The organism is Streptomyces sp. NPDC127595 (assembly GCF_042671685.1).
GTDB lineage: Bacteria > Actinomycetota > Actinomycetes > Streptomycetales > Streptomycetaceae > Streptomyces.
This window is the reverse complement of the sequence record NZ_JBHXWK010000006.1, coordinates 446,195-464,941: the sequence shown is the minus strand read 5'-3', so window position 1 is coordinate 464,941 and position 18,747 is coordinate 446,195. Positions and strand designations below refer to the sequence as shown.

Sequence of the window (18,747 nt, the reverse complement as noted above, 5' to 3'; positions counted from 1 at the left end):
ACCCGGCGCCGCACCGGCGGTGAGGACAGGCTGAACCGCTCGGCGAGGCGCGTACCTCCACGGACCGGACAGCGGCTCCTCTCCGGACAGGCTTGAGCAGTCGCGGCTGCTTCGGATGTGTCGGATGCTGACGTGAGCGACCTGCTTCGACGGCATCACTTCGAGACCTGGCGCTGCCTGCACGCCGCTGAACGCGTCCGTGGTCCGCCCGAGGTCCTCGACACGGCCGAGCGCCCGTGGGTCTGGCCCGCACCACGCGGATCACACGGCCGAGCGCCCGGGGGTCTGGCCCGCACCACGCGGATCACACGGCCGAGCGCCCGTGGGTCCGGCCCGCACCACGCGGATCACACGGAGCTCAACCGGCCAATTGCCCCCTCAAGAGCTTGGAGCCGAGCAGATGTCCCTTGCAGTGCAGTTCTCCGAGTACGGCAGCACCGACTTGCTGAGTGTCGTGGATGTCCCGCTGCCCTCCGCGGGCCCCGGTCAGGTGCGGCTCGCGGTGCGGGCGGCAGGCATCAATCCGGTCGACTGGAAGATCCTGCTGGGATACCTGCGCGAGCAGATTCCGCTGGAGTTCCCTGCCGGTCTCGGGTCCGACGTGGCCGGCGTGGTCGACCAGGTCGGAGAGGGGGTGACCGCCTTCAGTATCGGTGACGAGGTACTGGGCACCGCGCTCACCCCGGCCTACGCGCAGTCCGCGCTCGCCGACCCCGGCGCGCTTGTCGCCAGACCGACCGCTGTCCCCTGGGAGGTGGCAGGGAGCCTCGCCGGCGCGGGCGGGACTGCCTGGGCGGTGATCAACCGGCTCAAGGTCGCCGACGGGGAGACCCTGCTGATCCATGCCGCCTCCGGTGGCGTGGGCACGTTCGCCGTGCAGCTGGCCGTGGCCCGCGGCGCCCGTGTGATCGGCACCGCGAGTGAGCGCAACCACGAACTGCTTCGCTCACTCGGGGCGGAACCGGTCACCTACGGCGAAGGGCTGGCCGACCGTGTTCGGGCCATTGCTCCGCGGGGAGTCGATGCGGTCCTCGACGCCTCCGGCCGCGGCGAGATCCCCGCCTCGATCGAACTCGCGGGCGGCCCGGAACGCGTCCTCACCCTCGTGGCCTTCGACGCCGCGGCCACCGGCATCCAGATCCACGGGGGCGGGGCGGGAGACAGCGGCACCCGGCCCCTCCAGGACATCCTCGCCCTCATCGACGACGGACGGCTGCGGGTCCCCATCTCACGCACATACCCCCTTCAGGAGGCAGCGGCAGCACTTGACGCGAGCCACGATGGGCACGTGAGCGGCAAGAGCGTGCTGCTGCCCGCCTGACGACACGTACGCCTCCCACGACCGGTGGATCCGCCGCTGCCCGGGGCAGCTCGGACCGCGGACATCAGCAGCGGTGGACGATCGGCGACGGCATACAGTCACGCAGCAGGCACTTCGCAGCAGGCGCTTCGCAGCAGGCACTTCGCAACAGGCCGGAGGCACCGCAAGCTTCCGACAGGTAATTCTGCTCGTCATCATTGGGTCGGCCGGCTCTAACCCGCCTGGTAGGCGGCGCGGGCCGCGGTCACCGTCTCAAGGTTCGCGTCCGCCCAGTCCGCGATGTTGTAAAGGGCGACGTTCAGGGTCCGCCCGGCCTCGGTCAGCTCGTACTCGACCTTCGGCGGGACGGACGGATACACCGTCCGGGTGATCAGCCCGTCGCGTTCCAGACCGCGCAGGCTCGCGCTCAGCATTCGCTGCGTGACCGGCGCGGTCGCCCGGCGCAGCTCGTTGAACCGGAGCGGACCATTGGCGAGCACCTGCAGCACCATCACCGGCCACCTCTGACCCACCAACGTCAGCATCGACCGGATCAGGTCACACCGCTCCGGCCTTTCAGGCGCGCCCACATTCGTCATCGTCGGTTCCTTCCGAGGTACCAGGTAACGAATAAGTGCGTTCTTGCCACTCATTGTCACCAAGGGCAGGCTGATCAGGTGGCTCCACTCTCTACCCAATCAGTGAAGGAGGACCCGCATGAGCTTCCCCTGGTCCGACCTGCCGCACGACGATCCGGCCTGGTTCAAGCCCGGCGCGCTCTACGTGCCCTCCGGCCAGGGCCCGACCGTCTGGGCGGCCGGTGACATCTACACCATCAAGGCCACCGGTGCGCAGACGAACGGCGGACTCGGCCTGATCGAGGCGACCGTGCCGGCCGGCAGCGGGCCGCCGCCACACGCCCACCCGAACGAGGAAGAGACCTTCTACGTGCTGTCCGGCGAACTCGAGTTCCTGGACGGCGACACCACCTTCATGGCGGTCGCCGGCGACTTCATCCACATTCCCCGCGGCGTCCGGCACCGCTTTCAGAACGTCGGCAACCACGCCGCGAAGATGATCTTCATCTACACGCCGCCCGGGATGGAGCAGGTCATCGCCGACCAGGCCGTGCCGGCCAGGCCCGGTGAACCCGTCCCTGGTCCGGACGACGAGGAATGGCTCCGCCGCCTCCCCACCATCGCCGGACTGGGTCAAGGGATCATGCTGCCCGACCCTGAATAAGGCCGGTCGGTGCCTGCCCGAACCCATCGATCTTGTGCGCTGGTAGACGAAGCTGGAGCAGGCACTACCACCACCTGCCGTGGACCGGCCCGCAGAAGCAGAACCAGAAGCAGAACCAGAAGCAGAGACAGAAGCAGAACCAGAAGCAGCAGGGGAAGGCAGCCGCGGCCGGCGCCGACGGGCCGCACCCGCCCCACCCCACTCCCCGGAGTGGATCAGCGAGGGATCAGAGCGGAACAGCCACGCCGTTGAACGTCGTGTCCGGCAGCTGCGGGCTCGTGAAGCGGGCGTTGACGAGGTAGAGGCGGTTGCCGAAGCGGGCGGCCGTGGTGGGTACGTCGAAGCGCGGGTCGGTGATCGAGCGGCGCAGGGTGGCGGTGGTGGCCTTGGCGTCGAGGTCGAACACGGTGACGAGGTTGAGGCGGTTCTGTACGACGTACAGGGTGCGGCCGATGCGGACGAGGCCGTCGCCGTTGACGACGGTGTCCGCGCCGACCAGCGTGATCCTGGTGGCGTACCCGGTCTTGACGTTCACGTTGTAGAGCTCGCCCGGGGTGCTCTTGACGACGATCAGGCCGCGGCCGTCCGGGGTGTCGACGATGCCGTTGGCGTTGAAGGCGTCCGGCGTCTGGACCCAGTCGCCGGTCAGCGGCAGGGTGCGGACCGCTCCGCCGCGGCCGCGCGGTACGCCGTACAGCACCGCGTCGCTCGAGTCGGTGAACCAGGCGCGGTCGCCGAGCAGGATGACGTCGTTGATGAAGTGGCCGGTCGCCTCGGTCAGTTGGTGCGTGGCGACCAGTTCGCCGGTACGGGAGTCGTGGATCCGCGCGATGCCCGTGCTTCCGGCGACGTAGAGCAGGCCGTCGTCGTCCAGTTTCAGGCCGACGGACACCAGGCCGGTGGCGCCCGCGAATATGACCTCGCCCGCGCCGGTGCGCAGGTCCGTGCGGAGGATGGCGCCGTTCACGCGCGAGCCCAGGTACGCGTACGGCTTTCTGCCGATGGTGATCCCCTCGGGGAGGAAGCCGTCGGGGAGCGGGAACTCGGTCGGCCACGAGGCCTTCGAGGCGGCGGCGTTCGCCGTGCCCGCGCCCGTACCGGCCACCACCGCGAGGGTGGCGCCGCCGAGGACGGCACGACGGGACGGCTGGGGACGGTGTTTCTGGGTCATGGTTCCAGGCCTCCGTGAAGAGTGGGGTGGGACTCTGCGAACTCAGTAACTCGCTTTACCGTTCGTTTAGTTCGCAACGGACTGCCACCCTCCGGGGTTCCCCGTATCTCCGCAGTGCGAGACCTACGCCGAAGGGGCCCCGTCATGACGACGGGGCCCCTTCGGCGTAGGTACGTATATATGTGTGCGTACGCGTCTATGCGATCAGCCGCACTGGCAGGGATTGCCGGACTGGCATCCGCATCCGCACCCCGAGCCGCAGCCGCAGGCGCCGAACAGTGGAAGGTTCTTGATCTCGGCGGGCTGCTGGGTGTCGCTGTCCAGCGTGGGGTCGGGCGTGCTGGGGGAATCGGCCATGGGTCCCTCCTTCAGGCACGAGATGTGCGAGGCACGCTGCACCGCACAGCTCCTGTCGCCCATTTCATGCCCACTCCGGCGGGCGCATCAACGGCGCATGCTCGGCGCACCGAGTCTTTCGCGCGCCCCCGGAGTGCGAGAACAAGATCCCTTCAGGTCGGGATCAGGCCCCCTCAACTCCCGTGACCGGCTGGATGTCGGGCTGGAGCTCGTCCGCGTGCTCGCCGGTCACGAGGAACACGACGCGCTTGGCGACGGACACCGCGTGGTCGGCGAAGCGCTCGTAGTAACGGCCAAGGAGGGTCACGTCCACGGCGGTCTCTATGCCGTGCTTCCATTTGTCGTCCAGCAGGTGCTGGAAGAGGGTGCGGTGCAGCAGGTCCATCTCGTCGTCGTCCGACTCCAGCTGGAGCGCGAGGTCGACGTCCTTGGTGATGATGACCTCGGCCGCCTTGGCCATCAGGCGCTGGGCGAGCTGGCCCATCTCCAGGATCGTGGCGTGCAGGTCGTGCGGGATCGCCCGCTCGGGGAAGCGCAGCCGGGCCAGCTTGGCGACGTGCTGGGCCAGGTCGCCGGAGCGCTCCAGGTCCGCCGACATACGGAGCGAGGTGACCACGATCCGCAGATCGGTCGCCACCGGCTGCTGGCGGGCCAGCAGGGCGATCGCCCGCGCCTCCAGCTCGTGCTGGAGATCGTCGACCTTGTCGTCGGCGGCGATCACGCTCTCGGCCAGTTTCAGGTCGGAGTCGAGGATGGCCGTCGTGGCGCGTCCGATCGCCGACCCGACGAGGCGAGCCATCTCGACCAGGCCGTCGCCGATCGAGTCAAGTTCCTCGTGGTACGCGTCCCGCATCAGGTTGTCCCTCTCTCACGTCAGCTTCGGGGGTCCGGGGGCTGGATCCTGACCATCGGAATAAGCCACCGAACAGGCCCCGTGAACCCCACGTTCCCACGGTCCGGCCCGTACGCGTCCGTTTCCGGCCCCCCAAATGAACCAACACTGGCTCCTGGGTGAACTCTGGGCGACGAGTGTTCGAGGTCGCACCCGGATGGCTGTGGCCTGGGCTGACGACATGCCTAACCTGGAGGCATGGACGTGAACGCGGCGGTCGCCGCAGCGGCAGCGATCGCCGGAGTGCTTACCGGTGTCATCGCCATGCTGGCGTTCCGCTGGAGCGAGCGCGACCTGAAACGCCCTACCCGCACCTCGCTGCATACGGATCCAGTGCTTCCGCCCGGCGTGGACACGGTGCTGTCCGTGCTCCGCTCCTCCGCCGTCGTACTCGACGAGGCGGACGCCGTGGTCAAGGCCAGCTCGGCCGCGTACGCCCTCGGGCTGGTCCGCGGCGGCAAACTCGCCGTCGAACCGATGCTCCAGATGGCCCGTGACACCCGCCGTGACGGGGAGATACGACAGGTGGAGCTGGATCTGCCGAGGCGGGGGACGGGGCGCGGGGAAGCCCTCGCCGTCTCCGCCCGGGTGGCGCCGCTCGGCTCCCGGCTCGTACTCCTCCTGGTCGAGGACCTCACCGAGGCGCGGCGCATCGAGGCCGTACGACGCGACTTCGTCGCGAATGTCAGCCACGAGCTCAAGACCCCCGTCGGCGCGCTCAGCCTGCTCTCCGAAGCTGTCATGGACGCTTCCGACGACCCGGAGGCGGTGGAACGGTTCGCCGGGCGGATGCAGATAGAGGCCACCCGGCTCACCAACCTCGTACAGGAGCTCATCGACCTGTCCCGGGTCCAGAACGACGACCCCCTCGAGGACGCCGAGCCGGTACGGGCCGACGATCTCGTCGCTGAGGCGATCGACCGCTGCCGCCACCAGGCCGGCGCCAAGCAGATCACCATGGCCGCCGGCGGCACCGCCGATCTGAGAATCTGGGGCAACAGGGGTCAGCTGGCCGCCGCCCTGGGCAACCTCGTGGAGAACGCCGTCAACTACTCGCCCGCCCGTACCCGGGTGGGCATAGCCGCGCGCCGGGTGACCGCGCCCGGCGGAGACCTCATCGAGATCGCCGTGACCGACCAGGGCATCGGCATCTCCGAGAAGGACAAGGAGCGCGTCTTCGAGCGCTTCTACCGAGTCGACCCCGCCCGTTCCCGTGCCACCGGTGGTACGGGGCTGGGGCTCGCGATCGTCAAACACGTGGCCGCCTCGCACGGCGGGGAGGTCACGGTGTGGAGTTCCGAGGGACAGGGCTCCACGTTCACCCTGCGGCTGCCGGAGGCGGGTGCGGCCCGCGACCGCGTGACCACACACCACATGCCCGGCCTCGACGAAGAGGACGAGCAGCCCACCGACGGGACGACCACCGTCACATCCCCGTATGACCCGCTCCCTGCCCCGGAGGTCCTTCCGTGACCCGTGTGCTCGTCGTCGAGGACGAGGAGTCCTTCTCCGACGCCCTGTCGTACATGCTCCGCAAGGAGGGCTTCGAGGTCGCCATCGCGACCACCGGGCCCGACGGACTCGACGAGTTCGAGCGCAACGGCGCCGACCTCGTCCTCCTCGACCTGATGCTGCCGGGCCTGCCCGGCACGGAGGTCTGCCGCCAGCTGCGCGGCCGCTCCAACGTTCCGGTGATCATGGTCACCGCCAAGGACAGCGAGATCGACAAGGTCGTCGGGCTGGAAATAGGGGCTGATGACTACGTCACCAAGCCCTTCTCCTCCCGCGAGCTCGTCGCCCGTATCCGTGCCGTGCTCCGCCGCCGCGGGGAGCCGGAGGAGGTCACTCCGGCCGCTCTGGAGGCCGGGCCCGTCCGGATGGACGTCGACCGACACGTGGTCACCGTCTCGGGCTCCAAGGTCGACCTCCCGCTGAAGGAGTTCGACCTCCTGGAGATGCTCCTGCGCAACGCGGGCCGCGTCCTGACCCGTATGCAGCTCATCGACCGCGTGTGGGGCGCCGACTACGTCGGTGACACCAAGACGCTCGACGTCCACGTCAAGCGCCTGCGCGCGAAGATCGAGCCGGACCCGGGGGCGCCTCGCTACCTGGTGACGGTGCGCGGCCTGGGATACAAGTTCGAGCCGTAAACCGGCCTCGTACAGCGATGTCGTACGTCGGCTCTCGCACGTCGGCTCTCCTGCGCCAGGTCTCTTACGCCGGCTCTCGCGCGTCGACCGCTTGCGCACGACGAAGGGCGGCACCCCTCGGGGTCCCGCCCTTCGTGCGTGCGTGGCCCGGTCGGCTGCCGACTACTCCGTGGGCGAGGCCGTCACGCTCGCCGAGGCCGAGTCGGTGGGGGTGGCCGTCGTGGTGTCGGACGGCGACTCCGAGACCGAGGCGGACGTCGTGTCGGACGGCTCGGTGCTCGCGCTGGCCGTGGCGTCCGGCGTCGCGGGCACCTCGCTCGGGCCCCACCCGGCGAAGTAGCTGTCGGCCGGCACGACGAACGCGCGCAGGCTCACATCCCCCGTCTGGCTGAAGCTGAAGGTGACTTTCTGGGCGTTGCCGTCCGTGATGGCGTCGCTGCCACTGGTCAGCACCGCGGCGGCGTTGTCCTTGCCACCGAGGATGACGTAGCCGCCCGCCGGGATCGTCAGCTTGCCGGTGCCCTTGGCGGGCTTGATCTCGGCGGTCTTGCCGGTGCCGGCGACGGTGATCGAGTCCAGCGTCTGCGCGGTGTCACCGTTGTTGAACACGGTCGCGGAGATCGCCGCCGGGCCCGTCGCCTCCAGGTCGGGCTGGGTGATGACCACGGCGTTCTGGATTTTGATGTCGCCGACGGAGGTCGCGGCGTTGTCCGGCTTCACTTCCAGGGTCTGTGCGTTGTTGCCTGCGGCGCACGCGGCGAGTGAGGCGATCGAGAACGCAAGGGCGGCGGCGGCGAGAGCGCCGCGTCGAAGGCTGCTGCTCACGGCTGCGGCAACTCCTAGAACGTGGGCGAAACAGAGCGGCTCAGTTGTAAAGCCGCCCTAAGGGTCTGTCAGCGGCCTTAGGTTACCGAGCCGTTCCCACGCCGCCGCACCCGACCCGCCCCTACACACCGACGGGCTCCCGTGCGCCGTGCGCGCGCCCCGCCCGTCCCGCCCGGCTCCTCCGTCGCTTCAGCACCTTTCAGGCCGTACTCGTCCGCCATTCACATAACTGCCACCGACTGTCGCTTGCGGATTTCACACAGGGAATGTCCGGCGGTCCAGAAAAATTGATCATCAGTAGATCATCGGCAGTTCACGGACTGGATCATCCGATGTTCATCGGCGGCTTCATCGGCAGTCGTGATCAATTCCGGATTTGCCCCGCACCCGACTCCGGTCACCGAACGGAGTAGCGGAAGTCGAGCTGTTGGGGCCGGACAAACCGGGACGTTCAGACCCTGGTCGGGGGGTTCAGGTGTGTGTAACGTGCGGGTTTCACTTCCCCTGGACAGCCGCTCCCACCTGCGAATACCCTCTTGCGCTCGCCCCTCGCAGCACGTTCCTGTTGCGGTTGTCAAGCCCCGAGATATGCCCTGACCTGCGAAAACGCCATTCAGAAGACGCCGTTTCCGTGTTACCCTGGATAGCCACGGAAGGGGTACCTGTCACATGACGTTCAAGGTTGGCGACACCGTGGTCTATCCCCATCACGGGGCCGCGCTGATCGAGGCCATCGAAACTCGCCAGATCAAAGGCGTGGACAAGACCTACTTGGTGCTGAAGGTCGCCCAGGGTGACCTGACGGTGCGTGTGCCAGCGGACAATGCGGAGTTCGTCGGCGTGCGTGATGTGGTCGGTCAGGACGGACTGGACCGGGTCTTCGAGGTGCTGCGCGCGCCGTACGCCGAGGAGCCCACTAACTGGTCACGTCGTTACAAGGCAAATCTGGAGAAGCTCGCCTCCGGCGATGTCATCAAGGTCGCGGAAGTCGTACGTGACCTGTGGCGTCGTGAGCGCGAGCGTGGACTCTCCGCCGGTGAGAAGCGCATGCTCGCCAAGGCCCGGCAGATCCTGGTGAGCGAGCTCGCCCTCGCGGAGAACACGAACGAGGACAAGGCCGAGGCCCTGCTCGACGAGGTTCTCGCGTCCTGACGCCGGTCGCCGAGACGGTAATCGTTGTGACGACGGTAATCGCCCCGACGTACGCAATCGCCGAGACGGCAGTCGTCTTGACGTACGCATAAGCCTGCGCAGTGCAATTGAGATGCGTGCAATGAAATGCCGCGGTGCCCGATGACGCATTAGCTGTCGCCGGGCGCTGCGGCATGTTCGTACCCGCACCCACTCATGGTCGTGTTCGTACCCGCACCCAGTTCGGGAACCGGAACTGGCCGGTGCCAGAATTGCGACGGCCTCGCTCACCTGCTCGGTGCCGCCCTGCTCACCTGCTTGGTGCCTGCCTGCTTGCGTGCTCCGGGTCGGGCTGCCGCCTCGACCGGATGTCACGGAAGGGGTCCGGTCAAGGCTTCGCTCGAGCAGCGGGTACGCCCAGGCCATACCCACCTCGGCCGAGCACACAAACCTGACAGGAACCGATGTCTGACGATTCGCGCCTCTCGCCTCCGGGAGCACGTACCGCCGCCGTGATTCCCGCCGCCGGCCGGGGCGTGCGCCTCGGTCCGGGCGCCCCCAAAGCGCTCCGCGCGCTGAACGGCACACCGATGCTCGTCCACGCGGTCCGTGCGATGGCCGCGTCCCGCGCCGTCTCGCTGGTCGTCGTCGTGGCCCCGCCGGACGGCGCCGCCGAGGTGAAGACCCTGCTCGACGCACACGCCCTGCCCGAGCGGACCGACTTCCTCGTCGTCCCCGGCGGGGAAAGCCGCCAGGAGTCCGTGAAGTACGGCCTCGACGCGCTGCCCCCCGGCATCGACATCGTCCTCGTGCACGACGCGGCCCGCCCGCTCGTGCCCGTCGACACCGTGGACGCGGTCATCGAGGCCGTACGGGACGGCGCCCCCGCCGTCGTACCGGCCCTGCCGCTCGCCGACACCGTCAAGGAGGTCGAGCCCGCGACCGTTCCGGGCACTCCCGAGTCTGTCGTGGCCACGCCCCGGCGGGCGCGGCTGCGGGCCGTGCAGACTCCGCAGGGGTTCGACCGCGGCACCCTGGTACGGGCCCACGACACCGTCACCGATGACGTGACCGACGACGCGAGCATGGTCGAGCAGCTCGGGCTGCGGGTGGTGGTGGTGCCCGGGCACGAGGAGGCGTTCAAGGTGACGCGGCCGCTGGATCTGGTGCTGGCGGAGGCGGTTCTGGCGCGCAGGAGGGCCAACGATGGGTTCTGAGGGTTTCGAGTCGCCGCTGCTGCCCCAGGTCGGTATCGGTACCGACATCCATGCCTTCGAGGACGGGCGTGAGCTGTGGTGCGCCGGGCTGCTCTGGGAGGGGGAGGGGCCCGGACTTGCGGGGCACTCCGACGCGGACGTCGTCGCGCACGCCGCGTGCAACGCGCTGTTCTCCGCCGCCGGCCTCGGGGATCTCGGTGCCCACTTCGGGACCGGGCGGCCGGAGTGGTCCGGGGCGTCGGGCGTTTCCCTGCTGACGGAGGCTGCCCGGATCGTCCGTGCGGCCGGGTTCGTCATCGGCAACGTCGCCGTGCAGGTGGTCGGGGACCGGCCGAAGATCGGCAAGCGGCGGGACGAGGCGCAGAAGATCCTTTCGGACGCGGTGGGGGCGCCGGTGTCGGTTTCCGGGGCCACGACGGACGGGCTCGGGTTCCCGGGGCGGGGCGAGGGGCTGATGGCGGTGGCTACGGCGTTGGTGGTGCGGGGCCGCTGAGGGTGGGGTTTGTCCGCCCCCTCCGCCCCTGACCGTCCCTTGTTCCTGGGGGCTGCCGCCCCCAGACCCCCGCTTCGGCCTGAACGGCCTCGTCCCCAAACGCCGGACGGGCTGAAGACTCAGCCCGCGTTTGTCACGAATACGTGCCCCATGGCCGAGAAGGGTCGCGGGGCACTACCCACCGCCCACTACCCTGGAGTGGTGACGATTCGCCTGTACGACACCAGCGCCCGGCAGATCCGTGACTTCAATCCGCTCGTCGCGGGCTGTGTCTCGATCTACCTCTGTGGTGCCACCGTGCAGGCCGCACCGCACATCGGGCACATCCGCTCGGGCCTCAACTTCGACATCATGCGCCGCTGGTTCGAGTACCGCGGCTATGACGTGACGTTCATCCGGAACGTCACGGACATCGACGACAAGATCATCACGAAGTCGGCCGAGCAGGGCCGCCCCTGGTGGTCGATCGGGTACGAGAACGAGCGCGCCTTCAACGACGGCTACGACGTACTCGGCTGCCTGCCGCCCACGTACGAGCCGCGCGCCACCGGGCACATCACCGAGATGGTCGAGATGATGCGCGGCCTCATCGAGCGAGGGCACGCCTACGAGGCGGACGGGAACGTCTACTTCGACGTGCGCTCGTACGACGGGTATCTGGAGCTGTCCAACCAGGAGCTGGACAACCTGCTCCAGCCCTCCGGCGAGGGCGAGACCGGCAAGCGGGACCCGCGTGACTTCGCCATGTGGAAGACCGCCAAGCCCGGCGAGCCGACGTGGGAGACGCCCTGGGGGCGTGGCCGGCCCGGCTGGCACCTGGAGTGCAGCGCCATGGCGCACAAGTACCTGGGCTCCGCCTTCGACATCCACGGCGGCGGACTCGACCTGATCTTCCCGCACCACGAGAACGAGATCGCGCAGGCCAAGGCCTTCGGCGACGAGTTCGCCAAGTACTGGGTGCACAACGCCTGGGTCACCATCGCCGGCGAGAAGATGGCGAAGTCCCTCGGGAACTCGGTGCTCGTCAGCGAGATGGTCAAGAACTGGCGGCCCATCGTGCTGCGCTACTACCTCGGCACCCCGCACTACCGCTCGATGATCGAGTACAGCGAAGAGGCCCTGCGCGAGGCCGAGTCGGCGTTCGCGCGCATCGAGGGCTTCGTACAGCGGGTGATGGAGAAGGCGGGGGGCGTGGTCGAGCCCGCCGCCGAGGTCCCGCCCGCCTTCGCCGAGGCGATGGACGACGACCTGGGCGTGCCGCAGGCGCTCGCCGTCGTGCACACGACGGTCCGGCAGGGCAACAGCGCGCTGGCCGCCGACGACAAGGAAGCCGCCGTCGCACGCCTCGCCGAGGTCCGGGCCATGCTCGCCGTCCTCGGGCTCGACCCGCTCGACCCGCACTGGGCCGGCGAGGGAGAGCGCGGCGAGGATCTGCACGGCGTCGTCGACACCCTCGTACGCCTGGTGCTCCAGCAGCGCGAGGCGGCGCGCGGCCGCAAGGACTGGGCCACCGCCGACGCGATCCGCGACCAGCTCAACCAGTCGGGGCTCGTCATCGAGGACGGCCCGCAGGGGCCGCGCTGGACGCTCGGGCCGCGCTGAGAGCGCCCGGTCGACCCCGTCGACCTTGATCGATTGTGCCGCCCGGGCCTCCGGGCGGCACACTGCATATACGTACGTACGCACGCTTCACGCATTTCGATGAGCAGACAGGTAGGTCATGGCCGCTAACAACCGCCGCATGTCCGGCAAGAAGGGCGCGCAGGTCGGCAGTGGCGGCCAGCGACGCCGGGGCCTGGAAGGCAAGGGCCCGACGCCGCCCGCCGAGGCGCGCAAGGGTCACAAGAAGAACCGCGTCGCCAACGCCCAGGCGCGGCAGAGCGTGCGCCGTCCCGCCCCCACCAGGGGACGCGGCGGCAAGGGCACGTCCGAGATGGTCGTCGGGCGCAACCCCGTCGTGGAGGCGCTGCGCGAGGGCGTGCCCGCGGTGACGCTGTACGTGCAGCAGTTCATCGACAACGACGAGCGGGTGCGCGAGGCGCTCCAACTCGTCGCGGACCGCGGCGGCGTCCACCTCATGGAGGCGCCGCGCCCCGAGCTGGACCGGATGACCAACGGGCTCAACCACCAGGGTCTCGTCCTCCAGGTCCCGCCGTACGAGTACGCGCACCCCGAGGACCTCGTCGCCGCCGCCTACGACGCCCACCAGGACCCGCTGATCGTCGCCCTCGACGGCGTGACCGACCCGCGGAACCTGGGCGCCATCGTCCGCTCCGCCACCGCCTTCGGCGGCCACGGCGTGGTCGTGCCCGAGCGGCGCGCGGCCGGCATGACCGCCGGTGCCTGGAAGACGTCCGCCGGCACCGCGGCCCGTACACCCGTGGCCCGCGCCACCAACCTGACGCGCGCCCTTGAGGCGTACAAGAAGGCGGGTATCGCCGTCGTCGGTCTCGCCGCCGACGGTGAGGCCGAGGTCGGCGAACTGGAGGCGCTCGGCGGTCCCGTCGTCATCGTCGTCGGCAGCGAGGGCAAGGGCCTGTCCCGCCTCGTCGGCGAAACCTGCGACTACCGGGTGCGGATTCCGATGCCCGGTGGCGCGGAGTCGCTGAACGCCGGTGTGGCGGCGGGTGTTGTTCTGTATGAGGCGGCTCGGCGTCGGGCGTGACGCCGACGGACGGAGTCCGGCGCAGGCGCTCGAAGCCGCGAAGCGTGCGAGGGCGGCGGTCGGGATAGGTCCTGCGACTACCGGGTGCGGATTCCGATGCCCGGTGGCGCGGAGTCGCTGAACGCCGGTGTGGCGGCGGGTGTTGTGCTTTACGAGGCGGCGCGGCGACGCGCCTGAACGCCTGTCCGGGTAGTCACCCCCGTGGGGTAATCGCGATGGTCCGGATGCCCTTGACGGGGTCCGGACACATCGGCGCGGTCAAAGCAGTGTCCTAAACACACGTCACTCGGTTAGATGAGTGTGGACACCAGAACACCCCGCACACCCACGGGGGACCTCTCGTCGGGATTCGACGACGCTCCCGCGCTGAGCATGGTGAAGGTGCCGAGCGATCCGGCGCAGGTCATCGTCAATCATGCGAGCTTCCGCGTGCAGCTAGGCGCCCCGCCGCGGACCCAATCCCCGCGCATCGCGCGGCACTTGAGTTCCACCGACGACACCGCGCGCATCCCCGTCGTCGGTGCGGCCGGCAGAGCGGGCGCGGCCGGTGGCGCGGGCACCACCGCCGGTGCCCGGCGCCGTGCCCCCGTCGTCTGGAGCGGGAAGTCCGCGCCGGACGACACCGGCGCCCACCGCCTGCTTCAGGCCGTACGGAGTACGAGCGTGGGCCACGGCGGCGGCCCCGACCCGGCGGCCGACGCCGGAGCGACCCAGGTCATCCCCCGCATCGACGAACACCCGGATTACGACGCGGACATGACCGTCGAGACCGTCGAGACGCCCATCGTCGGCAGCCAGCGCAGTCACGACACCGGCGGCACCCGCCTGCTGCCGAACATGCGCACCGTCGGCAGCGCGTACGACGAACCCGGCTACGCGGACGACGAGTTCGAGGACGACTCCCGCTTCCGGGACGACGCCCGCTACGACGACGGCGACGCCCCCACCAGGCGGCACGGCGCCGACCCGGTGCGGCACGCGTACTACCCCGGCCGCCGGATGAACCTCGGCGTCGTCCTCCTCCCGCTGCGCGTCTTCCTCGGCTTCATCTCCATCTACGCCGGCATGGGCAAGCTCTGCGACCCCGTCTACTTCGACGGCGGCGAGCGCGGCTCCATGGTCAAGTGGCTCAACACCCTGCACCCCTGGGAAGTCGCCGAGCCACTGCGCCAGTTCGCGCTCCAGCACCCCGTCGGCGCCGGGCTCGTCATCGCCTTCCTCCAGGTCATCGTGGGCGTCCTCACGGTGCTCGGCCTGTGGCAGCGGGTCGCCGCCGTCGTCGGCGCGCTGCTGTCGGCCGCGCTCCTGCTCACCGTCAGCTGGAAGACGGTGCCCGCCTACGACGCGCCCGACATCATCTACCTCGCCGCCTGGTCCCCGCTGATCATCGCGGGCGCCCCCGTCTACTCCGTCGACGGACGCCTCGCCGGTGAGGCCTGGCGCACCCTCGGGCCGCGCGCCGAGCTCTGGGAGCTGCGCCGACGCGTGCTGCGCAGGGGCGCGCTCATCGCGGCCATCGCCGTCGGCGTCACCCTGCTCGTCGGCTCGCTCCTCGGCGGCGCCGTCCGCGACGCCGACCGCATCGTCGTCCCGGGCCCCGGCGAGGCTCCGCGCAACGAACTGCCCGGCTCCCCGCTCCCCGAGACGCCCGGCAAGCGCAGCGACAAGCCCAGCCCGTCGGCCTCCGAGGCACCCACCCAGGGCGCTTCCTCGGCCCCGCCGGAGGCAGCGGCCACCACCCCGGGCGCCGCCCGCGACACCGGCACGGGCACCGTCAGCAGCGGCCCCAGCCAGACCCAGGGCAGCGGCGGCGGCCAGGCCCCGCCCCAGCAGTCCTCACCTGTCGACCAGGCCCCGACCACCAGCGCGGGCCCGACGTCCAGCGGTGGCACGTCGGGCGGCGGCTCCACAGGCGGCTCCGGCTCGACGGGCGGCTCCGACAGCGGAGGCTCCACCGGCCAGCCGGGCCTGGTGGGCGGCCTCCTGGGGTAGCACCCTTTGGACGGTACGAGGACGGGGCCCCGCACGTGTCATGTGCGGGGCCCCATCGACGTACCCAATTCGCTATGGGGGCTGCTCAACGCCCCAGCGCCGCGAGCTCCTTCGCCGCCTCCGTGAGGTCCTTCGCGGTGTCGATGGCGCGCCAGTAGGCGCCCTGGGGGAGGGAGAAGCCGGCCAGGCGGCGTTCGCGGGCCAGGTGCGGGAACGTGGTGCGCTCGTGGTCGCCGCGCTCCGGGAGCAGATCGGCGAACTCGGCGGAGAAGACGTACACACCCGCGTTGATCTCGTACTGGGTCGGCGGGGACTCGATGAAGTCCGTGATGCGCCCGAAGCCGTCCGTCTTGACGGCGCCCCACGGGATGCGCGGACGGGCCAGCGCGAGGGTCGCGACCGCGTCGCGCTCGGTGTGGAAGTCCGCCATGTCGCGCAGCGAGAAACGGGTCCAGATGTCACCGTTCGTCGCGAACCAGGGCCGGTCCGGGTGGGGGAGGCGCGCGGCGGCGTACTTGAGGCCCCCGCCTCGGCCGAGGGGCTCCGACTCGACGACCGTCGTCACGTTGACCGGGAGGTCGGCCGAGTCCAGCCACTTCTGCAGGACATCCGCGAGGTGGCCGCAGCTCACGACCACGTCGGTCACGCCCTCTTCGGCGAGCCAGGTCAGCTGATGGCCGATGATCGGAGTCCCGGTGCCGGGGATCTCGACCATCGGCTTGGGCCGGTCGTCGGTGTAGGGACGCAGCCGGGAGCCCTGGCCGCCGGCCAGGACAACAGCTTGAACGGGGCGCGACGCGGCGTTCGGATCGGTCATGCCCGAACTGTACGTGGCGCCCCGCTCGCGGCTTTGGTCAGCAACCGTTCCGTAACCAGCCGTACTTGGACGATCTCTCTCGGCTCAGCGTTCCGCTGCGGCTCAGAAGTGCGTGGCCGCGACCCCCGAGGCGAAGGACGTGTCGCAGACCGGCCGGGCGAACGACTGGGCACGCGTGGGGCCGTACGCACGGACCGCGGCGCGGCCCAGTGCGCGGGCGATGGAGACACAGTGCTCGGCGAGCGACGGGCGTTCGTTCACCGCCTCCTGGAGGTGGGTGAGGGCGACGCCGGGGTTCTCCTCCTGCAGCTCCAGCAGGAGCTTGTCGCGCAGGATGTCCTGGGGGGTGCGGGCCCCGGCGCGGGTGGAGACATCCGCGGAGGACGCCTCGGCCGCGGCGAGCACCGAGTTCGAGGTGGTCCCCGACCAGTTGACTCGGGTGACCGCGAGGGTCCCGGAGAGCACCAGGACGACAGGCAGAACGAGGGCGAGGGTGCGGCCGACCCGACGGGCGGGGCCACGGCCACGCCGGGTCCGTTGGTTAGTGGTGGAGTGCTTCACGCGAGTGAGGGTAGCGCGGGGTGATGATTTGGCGACATTTAGTCACCGGTTCGGGGGACGGGGAAACGGCGAATTCGCGGTGGCGCGTTGACGTACACGTATCGAAATGACCGGTCTGCAGGGTTATTTGTCGACATGAGAGAGGGCCCCGCAGCCTGCTGCGGGGCCCTCTTCGTCAACTTGGGTGAATTCACCCCGTACGGGGGTGTTGAACGGCTGCGGCTTGCCTCGGCCGGAGAGCCCTCGGTCGGAGAGGCCCTCAGTGGAGAGCCCTCAGTCGGAGAGCCCTCAGTCGGAGAGGCGCTCAGTGGAGAGGCCTCAGTCGGAGAGGCGCTCGCCCGTGGAGGTCGAGAACACGTGGAGCTCGCCCGGACGCGGCACGACGTGCAGCGTGGAGCCCTTCTCCGGGACCGCGCGGCCGCTGACGCGGACGACCAGGTCCGTGAGGTTGTCGTCGACCTTCGCGCTGCCGTAGACGTAGCCGTCGGCGCCGAGCTCCTCGACGACGTTCACGGAGACGGCGAGTCCGGGCGGGGCGTCCTCGGTGTCCTTCGACAGGGACTTGGCGGCCTCGCCGTTGTGCTCGGCGATGTCGAAGTGCTCGGGGCGGACGCCGACGGTGACCGTGCGGTCGCCCTTGTCGGCCGCGGCGGACAGCGCCTCGCGGCTGACCGGCACCACGCTGTTGCCGAACTTCACACCGCCGTCGGTGATCGGGACCTCGACGAGGTTCATGGCGGGGGAGCCGATGAACCCGGCGACGAAGAGGTTCTTCGGGCGGTCGTACATGTTGCGCGGCGAGTCGACCTGCTGGAGCAGACCGTCCTTCAGTACGGCCACCCGGTCGCCCATGGTCATGGCCTCGACCTGGTCGTGGGTGACGTACACCGTGGTGATGCCGAGGCGGCGCTGCAGCGAGGCGATCTGCGTACGGGTGGAGACGCGGAGCTTGGCGTCGAGGTTCGACAGCGGCTCGTCCATGAGGAAGACCTGGGGCTCACGCACGATGGCGCGACCCATGGCCACACGCTGGCGCTGACCGCCGGAGAGGGCCTTCGGCTTGCGCGCGAGGTAGTCCGTGAGGTCGAGGATCTTCGCCGCGTCCTCGACCTTCTGGCGGATCTCGGCCTTGTTGACGCCGGCGATCTTGAGCGCGAAGCCCATGTTGTCGGCGACCGTCATGTGCGGGTACAGCGCGTAGTTCTGGAACACCATGGCGATGTCCCGGTCCTTGGGCGGCAGGTGCGTGACATCGCGGTCACCGATGTGGATCGAGCCGGCGTTGACGTCCTCGAGACCCGCGAGCATGCGCAGGGAGGTGGACTTTCCGCAGCCCGAGGGACCGACGAGGACGAGGAACTCGCCGTCCGCGACGTCCAGTTCGAGCTGGTCGACGGCGGGCTTGTCGCCACCCGGGTAAATCCGGGTCGCCTTGTTGAACGAGACAGTGGCCATGGTGAGGGCCCCCTTCTACCGGCAGGAACGTGCCGGACGATCCGTTGTAGGAAGGTGGTGGGCCACTACGGGCCGCTTCGACGGTGTCGAGCGCATCGAATGTGCCGAGCGAGTCGAACGTTCCATAGTGGTGTAGTCCACATGAGTGAACTGGTTCAGGACGCTACCCCGCGTTCACCGGATCTGTCAGTACTCGGGTGCCGATGAAGTTCAAGGAAATTTCCGGCAGGCCCCGCCTGTGACGTGGGTACACTGCTCGGGCGCACCTGCCCGTCCGCCGGGCACACGTGCGCCCAGCCTCCTTAGCTCAGCTGGCCAGAGCAACGCACTTGTAATGCGTAGGTCGTCGGTTCGAATCCGACAGGGGGCTCCAGCCGAGACCAGGTCAGATCTTTTCTGGCCTGGTCTTCTGTCGTGTGCCTGGACCGCGACCGGCCGGTGTTTGTCGTGAAGGTGGCACTGCCGGTGACAGTCTGCGT

General features: G+C 69.6%; 18 protein-coding genes, 1 tRNA gene and 1 pseudogene. 12 read left to right on the top strand and 8 right to left on the bottom strand.

Going from position 1 to position 18,747, the window contains the following annotated elements; all coding sequences use genetic code 11:
* The first annotated feature begins 400 nt into the window (after window positions 1–400).
* Window positions 401–1,321 carry an NADP-dependent oxidoreductase gene (locus ACFVKT_RS22020; protein WP_385733943.1) on the top strand — a complete coding sequence of 307 codons (921 nt, stop codon included), beginning with the start codon at window positions 401–403 and terminating at the stop codon, window positions 1,319–1,321.
* A 212-nt stretch (window positions 1,322–1,533) separates the two neighbouring features.
* Here ACFVKT_RS22020 and ACFVKT_RS22015 read toward each other — a convergent pair whose 3' ends face one another.
* A complete protein-coding gene (locus ACFVKT_RS22015) occupies window positions 1,534–1,845 on the bottom strand; it encodes a winged helix-turn-helix transcriptional regulator (RefSeq protein ID WP_385734231.1) in 312 nt (103 codons plus the stop codon).
* Window positions 1,846–2,017: 172 nt separating this feature from the next.
* Between ACFVKT_RS22015 and ACFVKT_RS22010 the strand changes: the two genes are divergently transcribed.
* On the top strand, window positions 2,018–2,542 hold the full coding sequence (locus tag ACFVKT_RS22010) for a cupin domain-containing protein (RefSeq protein WP_385733941.1): 525 nt from the start codon (window positions 2,018–2,020) through the stop codon (window positions 2,540–2,542).
* Window positions 2,543–2,768: 226 nt separating this feature from the next.
* Here ACFVKT_RS22010 and ACFVKT_RS22005 read toward each other — a convergent pair whose 3' ends face one another.
* The 3 genes from ACFVKT_RS22005 to phoU form a co-directional block, all read right to left on the bottom strand.
* A complete protein-coding gene (locus ACFVKT_RS22005) occupies window positions 2,769–3,713 on the bottom strand; it encodes an SMP-30/gluconolactonase/LRE family protein (RefSeq protein ID WP_385733939.1) in 945 nt (314 codons plus the stop codon).
* A 204-nt stretch (window positions 3,714–3,917) separates the two neighbouring features.
* Window positions 3,918–4,070, bottom strand: coding sequence for a hypothetical protein (locus ACFVKT_RS22000; RefSeq protein ID WP_385733937.1), 153 nt, complete (start codon window positions 4,068–4,070; stop codon window positions 3,918–3,920).
* A gap of 163 nt (window positions 4,071–4,233) precedes the next feature.
* On the bottom strand, window positions 4,234–4,923 hold the full coding sequence (phoU, locus tag ACFVKT_RS21995) for a phosphate signaling complex protein PhoU (RefSeq protein ID WP_385733935.1): 690 nt from the start codon (window positions 4,921–4,923) through the stop codon (window positions 4,234–4,236).
* A gap of 237 nt (window positions 4,924–5,160) precedes the next feature.
* On the opposite strand from phoU, the gene ACFVKT_RS21990 reads away from it, so the two are divergent.
* Both ACFVKT_RS21990 and ACFVKT_RS21985 read left to right on the top strand, forming a co-directional pair.
* Window positions 5,161–6,435: a sensor histidine kinase gene (locus ACFVKT_RS21990; protein WP_385733933.1), complete on the top strand. Its 1,275-nt coding sequence runs from the start codon at window positions 5,161–5,163 to the stop codon at window positions 6,433–6,435.
* Window positions 6,432–7,112, top strand: a complete 681-nt coding sequence (locus ACFVKT_RS21985) for a response regulator transcription factor (protein WP_009340348.1) — start codon at window positions 6,432–6,434, stop codon at window positions 7,110–7,112. The genes ACFVKT_RS21990 and ACFVKT_RS21985 overlap by 4 nt, the downstream gene beginning before the upstream one ends.
* A 162-nt stretch (window positions 7,113–7,274) precedes the next feature.
* Here the strand turns inward: ACFVKT_RS21985 and ACFVKT_RS21980 are convergent, their stop codons facing one another.
* The gene (locus ACFVKT_RS21980; RefSeq protein ID WP_385733930.1) at window positions 7,275–7,937 is read right to left on the bottom strand and encodes a DUF461 domain-containing protein; all 663 of its coding nucleotides are present in this window, start codon (window positions 7,935–7,937) and stop codon (window positions 7,275–7,277) included.
* Between the two features lie 669 nt (window positions 7,938–8,606).
* Here ACFVKT_RS21980 and ACFVKT_RS21975 point away from each other — a divergent pair.
* The 7 genes and pseudogenes from ACFVKT_RS21975 to ACFVKT_RS21945 all read left to right on the top strand — a co-directional run bounded on the left by ACFVKT_RS21975 (window position 8,607) and on the right by ACFVKT_RS21945 (window position 15,435).
* A complete protein-coding gene (locus tag ACFVKT_RS21975; protein WP_003953493.1) occupies window positions 8,607–9,089 on the top strand; it encodes a CarD family transcriptional regulator in 483 nt (160 codons plus the stop codon).
* A gap of 443 nt (window positions 9,090–9,532) precedes the next feature.
* Window positions 9,533–10,285 carry a 2-C-methyl-D-erythritol 4-phosphate cytidylyltransferase gene (ispD, locus tag ACFVKT_RS21970; RefSeq protein ID WP_385733928.1) on the top strand — a complete coding sequence of 251 codons (753 nt, stop codon included), beginning with the start codon at window positions 9,533–9,535 and terminating at the stop codon, window positions 10,283–10,285.
* Entirely contained in the window at window positions 10,275–10,778 is a 504-nt protein-coding gene (ispF, locus tag ACFVKT_RS21965; protein ID WP_385733926.1) for a 2-C-methyl-D-erythritol 2,4-cyclodiphosphate synthase, read from the top strand. The genes ispD and ispF overlap by 11 nt, the downstream gene beginning before the upstream one ends.
* 201 nt (window positions 10,779–10,979) lie before the next feature.
* Window positions 10,980–12,380, top strand: a complete 1,401-nt coding sequence (cysS, locus tag ACFVKT_RS21960; protein WP_385733924.1) for a cysteine--tRNA ligase — start codon at window positions 10,980–10,982, stop codon at window positions 12,378–12,380.
* 118 nt (window positions 12,381–12,498) lie between these two features.
* Window positions 12,499–13,443, top strand: a complete 945-nt coding sequence (gene rlmB, locus ACFVKT_RS21955) for a 23S rRNA (guanosine(2251)-2'-O)-methyltransferase RlmB (protein ID WP_385733922.1) — start codon at window positions 12,499–12,501, stop codon at window positions 13,441–13,443.
* Window positions 13,444–13,515: 72 nt separating this feature from the next.
* Window positions 13,516–13,620, top strand: a pseudogene (locus ACFVKT_RS21950) (TrmH family RNA methyltransferase); the annotation flags it as partial.
* 117 nt (window positions 13,621–13,737) lie between these two features.
* A complete protein-coding gene (locus ACFVKT_RS21945; RefSeq protein ID WP_385733920.1) occupies window positions 13,738–15,435 on the top strand; it encodes a DoxX family protein in 1,698 nt (565 codons plus the stop codon).
* A gap of 85 nt (window positions 15,436–15,520) precedes the next feature.
* Here ACFVKT_RS21945 and ACFVKT_RS21940 read toward each other — a convergent pair whose 3' ends face one another.
* From ACFVKT_RS21940 to ACFVKT_RS21930, 3 genes are all read right to left on the bottom strand, one after another.
* Window positions 15,521–16,252 carry an NDP-sugar synthase gene (locus ACFVKT_RS21940; protein WP_385733918.1) on the bottom strand — a complete coding sequence of 244 codons (732 nt, stop codon included), beginning with the start codon at window positions 16,250–16,252 and terminating at the stop codon, window positions 15,521–15,523.
* A gap of 102 nt (window positions 16,253–16,354) precedes the next feature.
* Window positions 16,355–16,813 (bottom strand): hypothetical protein, encoded by a 459-nt coding sequence (locus ACFVKT_RS21935; protein ID WP_385733916.1) that lies wholly within the window; start codon window positions 16,811–16,813, stop codon window positions 16,355–16,357.
* Window positions 16,814–17,131: 318 nt separating this feature from the next.
* Entirely contained in the window at window positions 17,132–18,268 is a 1,137-nt protein-coding gene (locus ACFVKT_RS21930) for an ABC transporter ATP-binding protein (RefSeq protein ID WP_385733914.1), read from the bottom strand.
* A gap of 296 nt (window positions 18,269–18,564) precedes the next feature.
* Here ACFVKT_RS21930 and ACFVKT_RS21925 point away from each other — a divergent pair.
* Window positions 18,565–18,641: transfer RNA gene (locus ACFVKT_RS21925), tRNA-Thr, on the top strand.
* Window positions 18,642–18,747: the final 106 nt, after the last annotated feature.

What these genes read in the sequence shown, in the direction of transcription:
- ACFVKT_RS22020 (WP_385733943.1), top strand. Translation starts at nt 401, where the DNA reads ATGTCCCTTGCAGTGCAGTTCTCCGAGTACGGCAGCACCGACTTGCTG.
- ACFVKT_RS22015 (WP_385734231.1), bottom strand. Translation starts at nt 1,845, where the DNA reads ATGCTGACGTTGGTGGGTCAGAGGTGGCCGGTGATGGTGCTGCAGGTG.
- ACFVKT_RS22010 (WP_385733941.1), top strand. Translation starts at nt 2,018, where the DNA reads ATGAGCTTCCCCTGGTCCGACCTGCCGCACGACGATCCGGCCTGGTTC.
- ACFVKT_RS22005 (WP_385733939.1), bottom strand. Translation starts at nt 3,713, where the DNA reads ATGACCCAGAAACACCGTCCCCAGCCGTCCCGTCGTGCCGTCCTCGGC.
- ACFVKT_RS22000 (WP_385733937.1), bottom strand. Translation starts at nt 4,070, where the DNA reads ATGGCCGATTCCCCCAGCACGCCCGACCCCACGCTGGACAGCGACACC.
- phoU (WP_385733935.1), bottom strand. Translation starts at nt 4,923, where the DNA reads ATGCGGGACGCGTACCACGAGGAACTTGACTCGATCGGCGACGGCCTG.
- ACFVKT_RS21990 (WP_385733933.1), top strand. Translation starts at nt 5,161, where the DNA reads ATGGACGTGAACGCGGCGGTCGCCGCAGCGGCAGCGATCGCCGGAGTG.
- ACFVKT_RS21975 (WP_003953493.1), top strand. Translation starts at nt 8,607, where the DNA reads ATGACGTTCAAGGTTGGCGACACCGTGGTCTATCCCCATCACGGGGCC.
- ispD (WP_385733928.1), top strand. Translation starts at nt 9,533, where the DNA reads ATGTCTGACGATTCGCGCCTCTCGCCTCCGGGAGCACGTACCGCCGCC.
- ispF (WP_385733926.1), top strand. Translation starts at nt 10,275, where the DNA reads ATGGGTTCTGAGGGTTTCGAGTCGCCGCTGCTGCCCCAGGTCGGTATC.
- rlmB (WP_385733922.1), top strand. Translation starts at nt 12,499, where the DNA reads ATGGCCGCTAACAACCGCCGCATGTCCGGCAAGAAGGGCGCGCAGGTC.
- ACFVKT_RS21945 (WP_385733920.1), top strand. Translation starts at nt 13,738, where the DNA reads ATGAGTGTGGACACCAGAACACCCCGCACACCCACGGGGGACCTCTCG.
- ACFVKT_RS21940 (WP_385733918.1), bottom strand. Translation starts at nt 16,252, where the DNA reads ATGACCGATCCGAACGCCGCGTCGCGCCCCGTTCAAGCTGTTGTCCTG.
- ACFVKT_RS21930 (WP_385733914.1), bottom strand. Translation starts at nt 18,268, where the DNA reads ATGGCCACTGTCTCGTTCAACAAGGCGACCCGGATTTACCCGGGTGGC.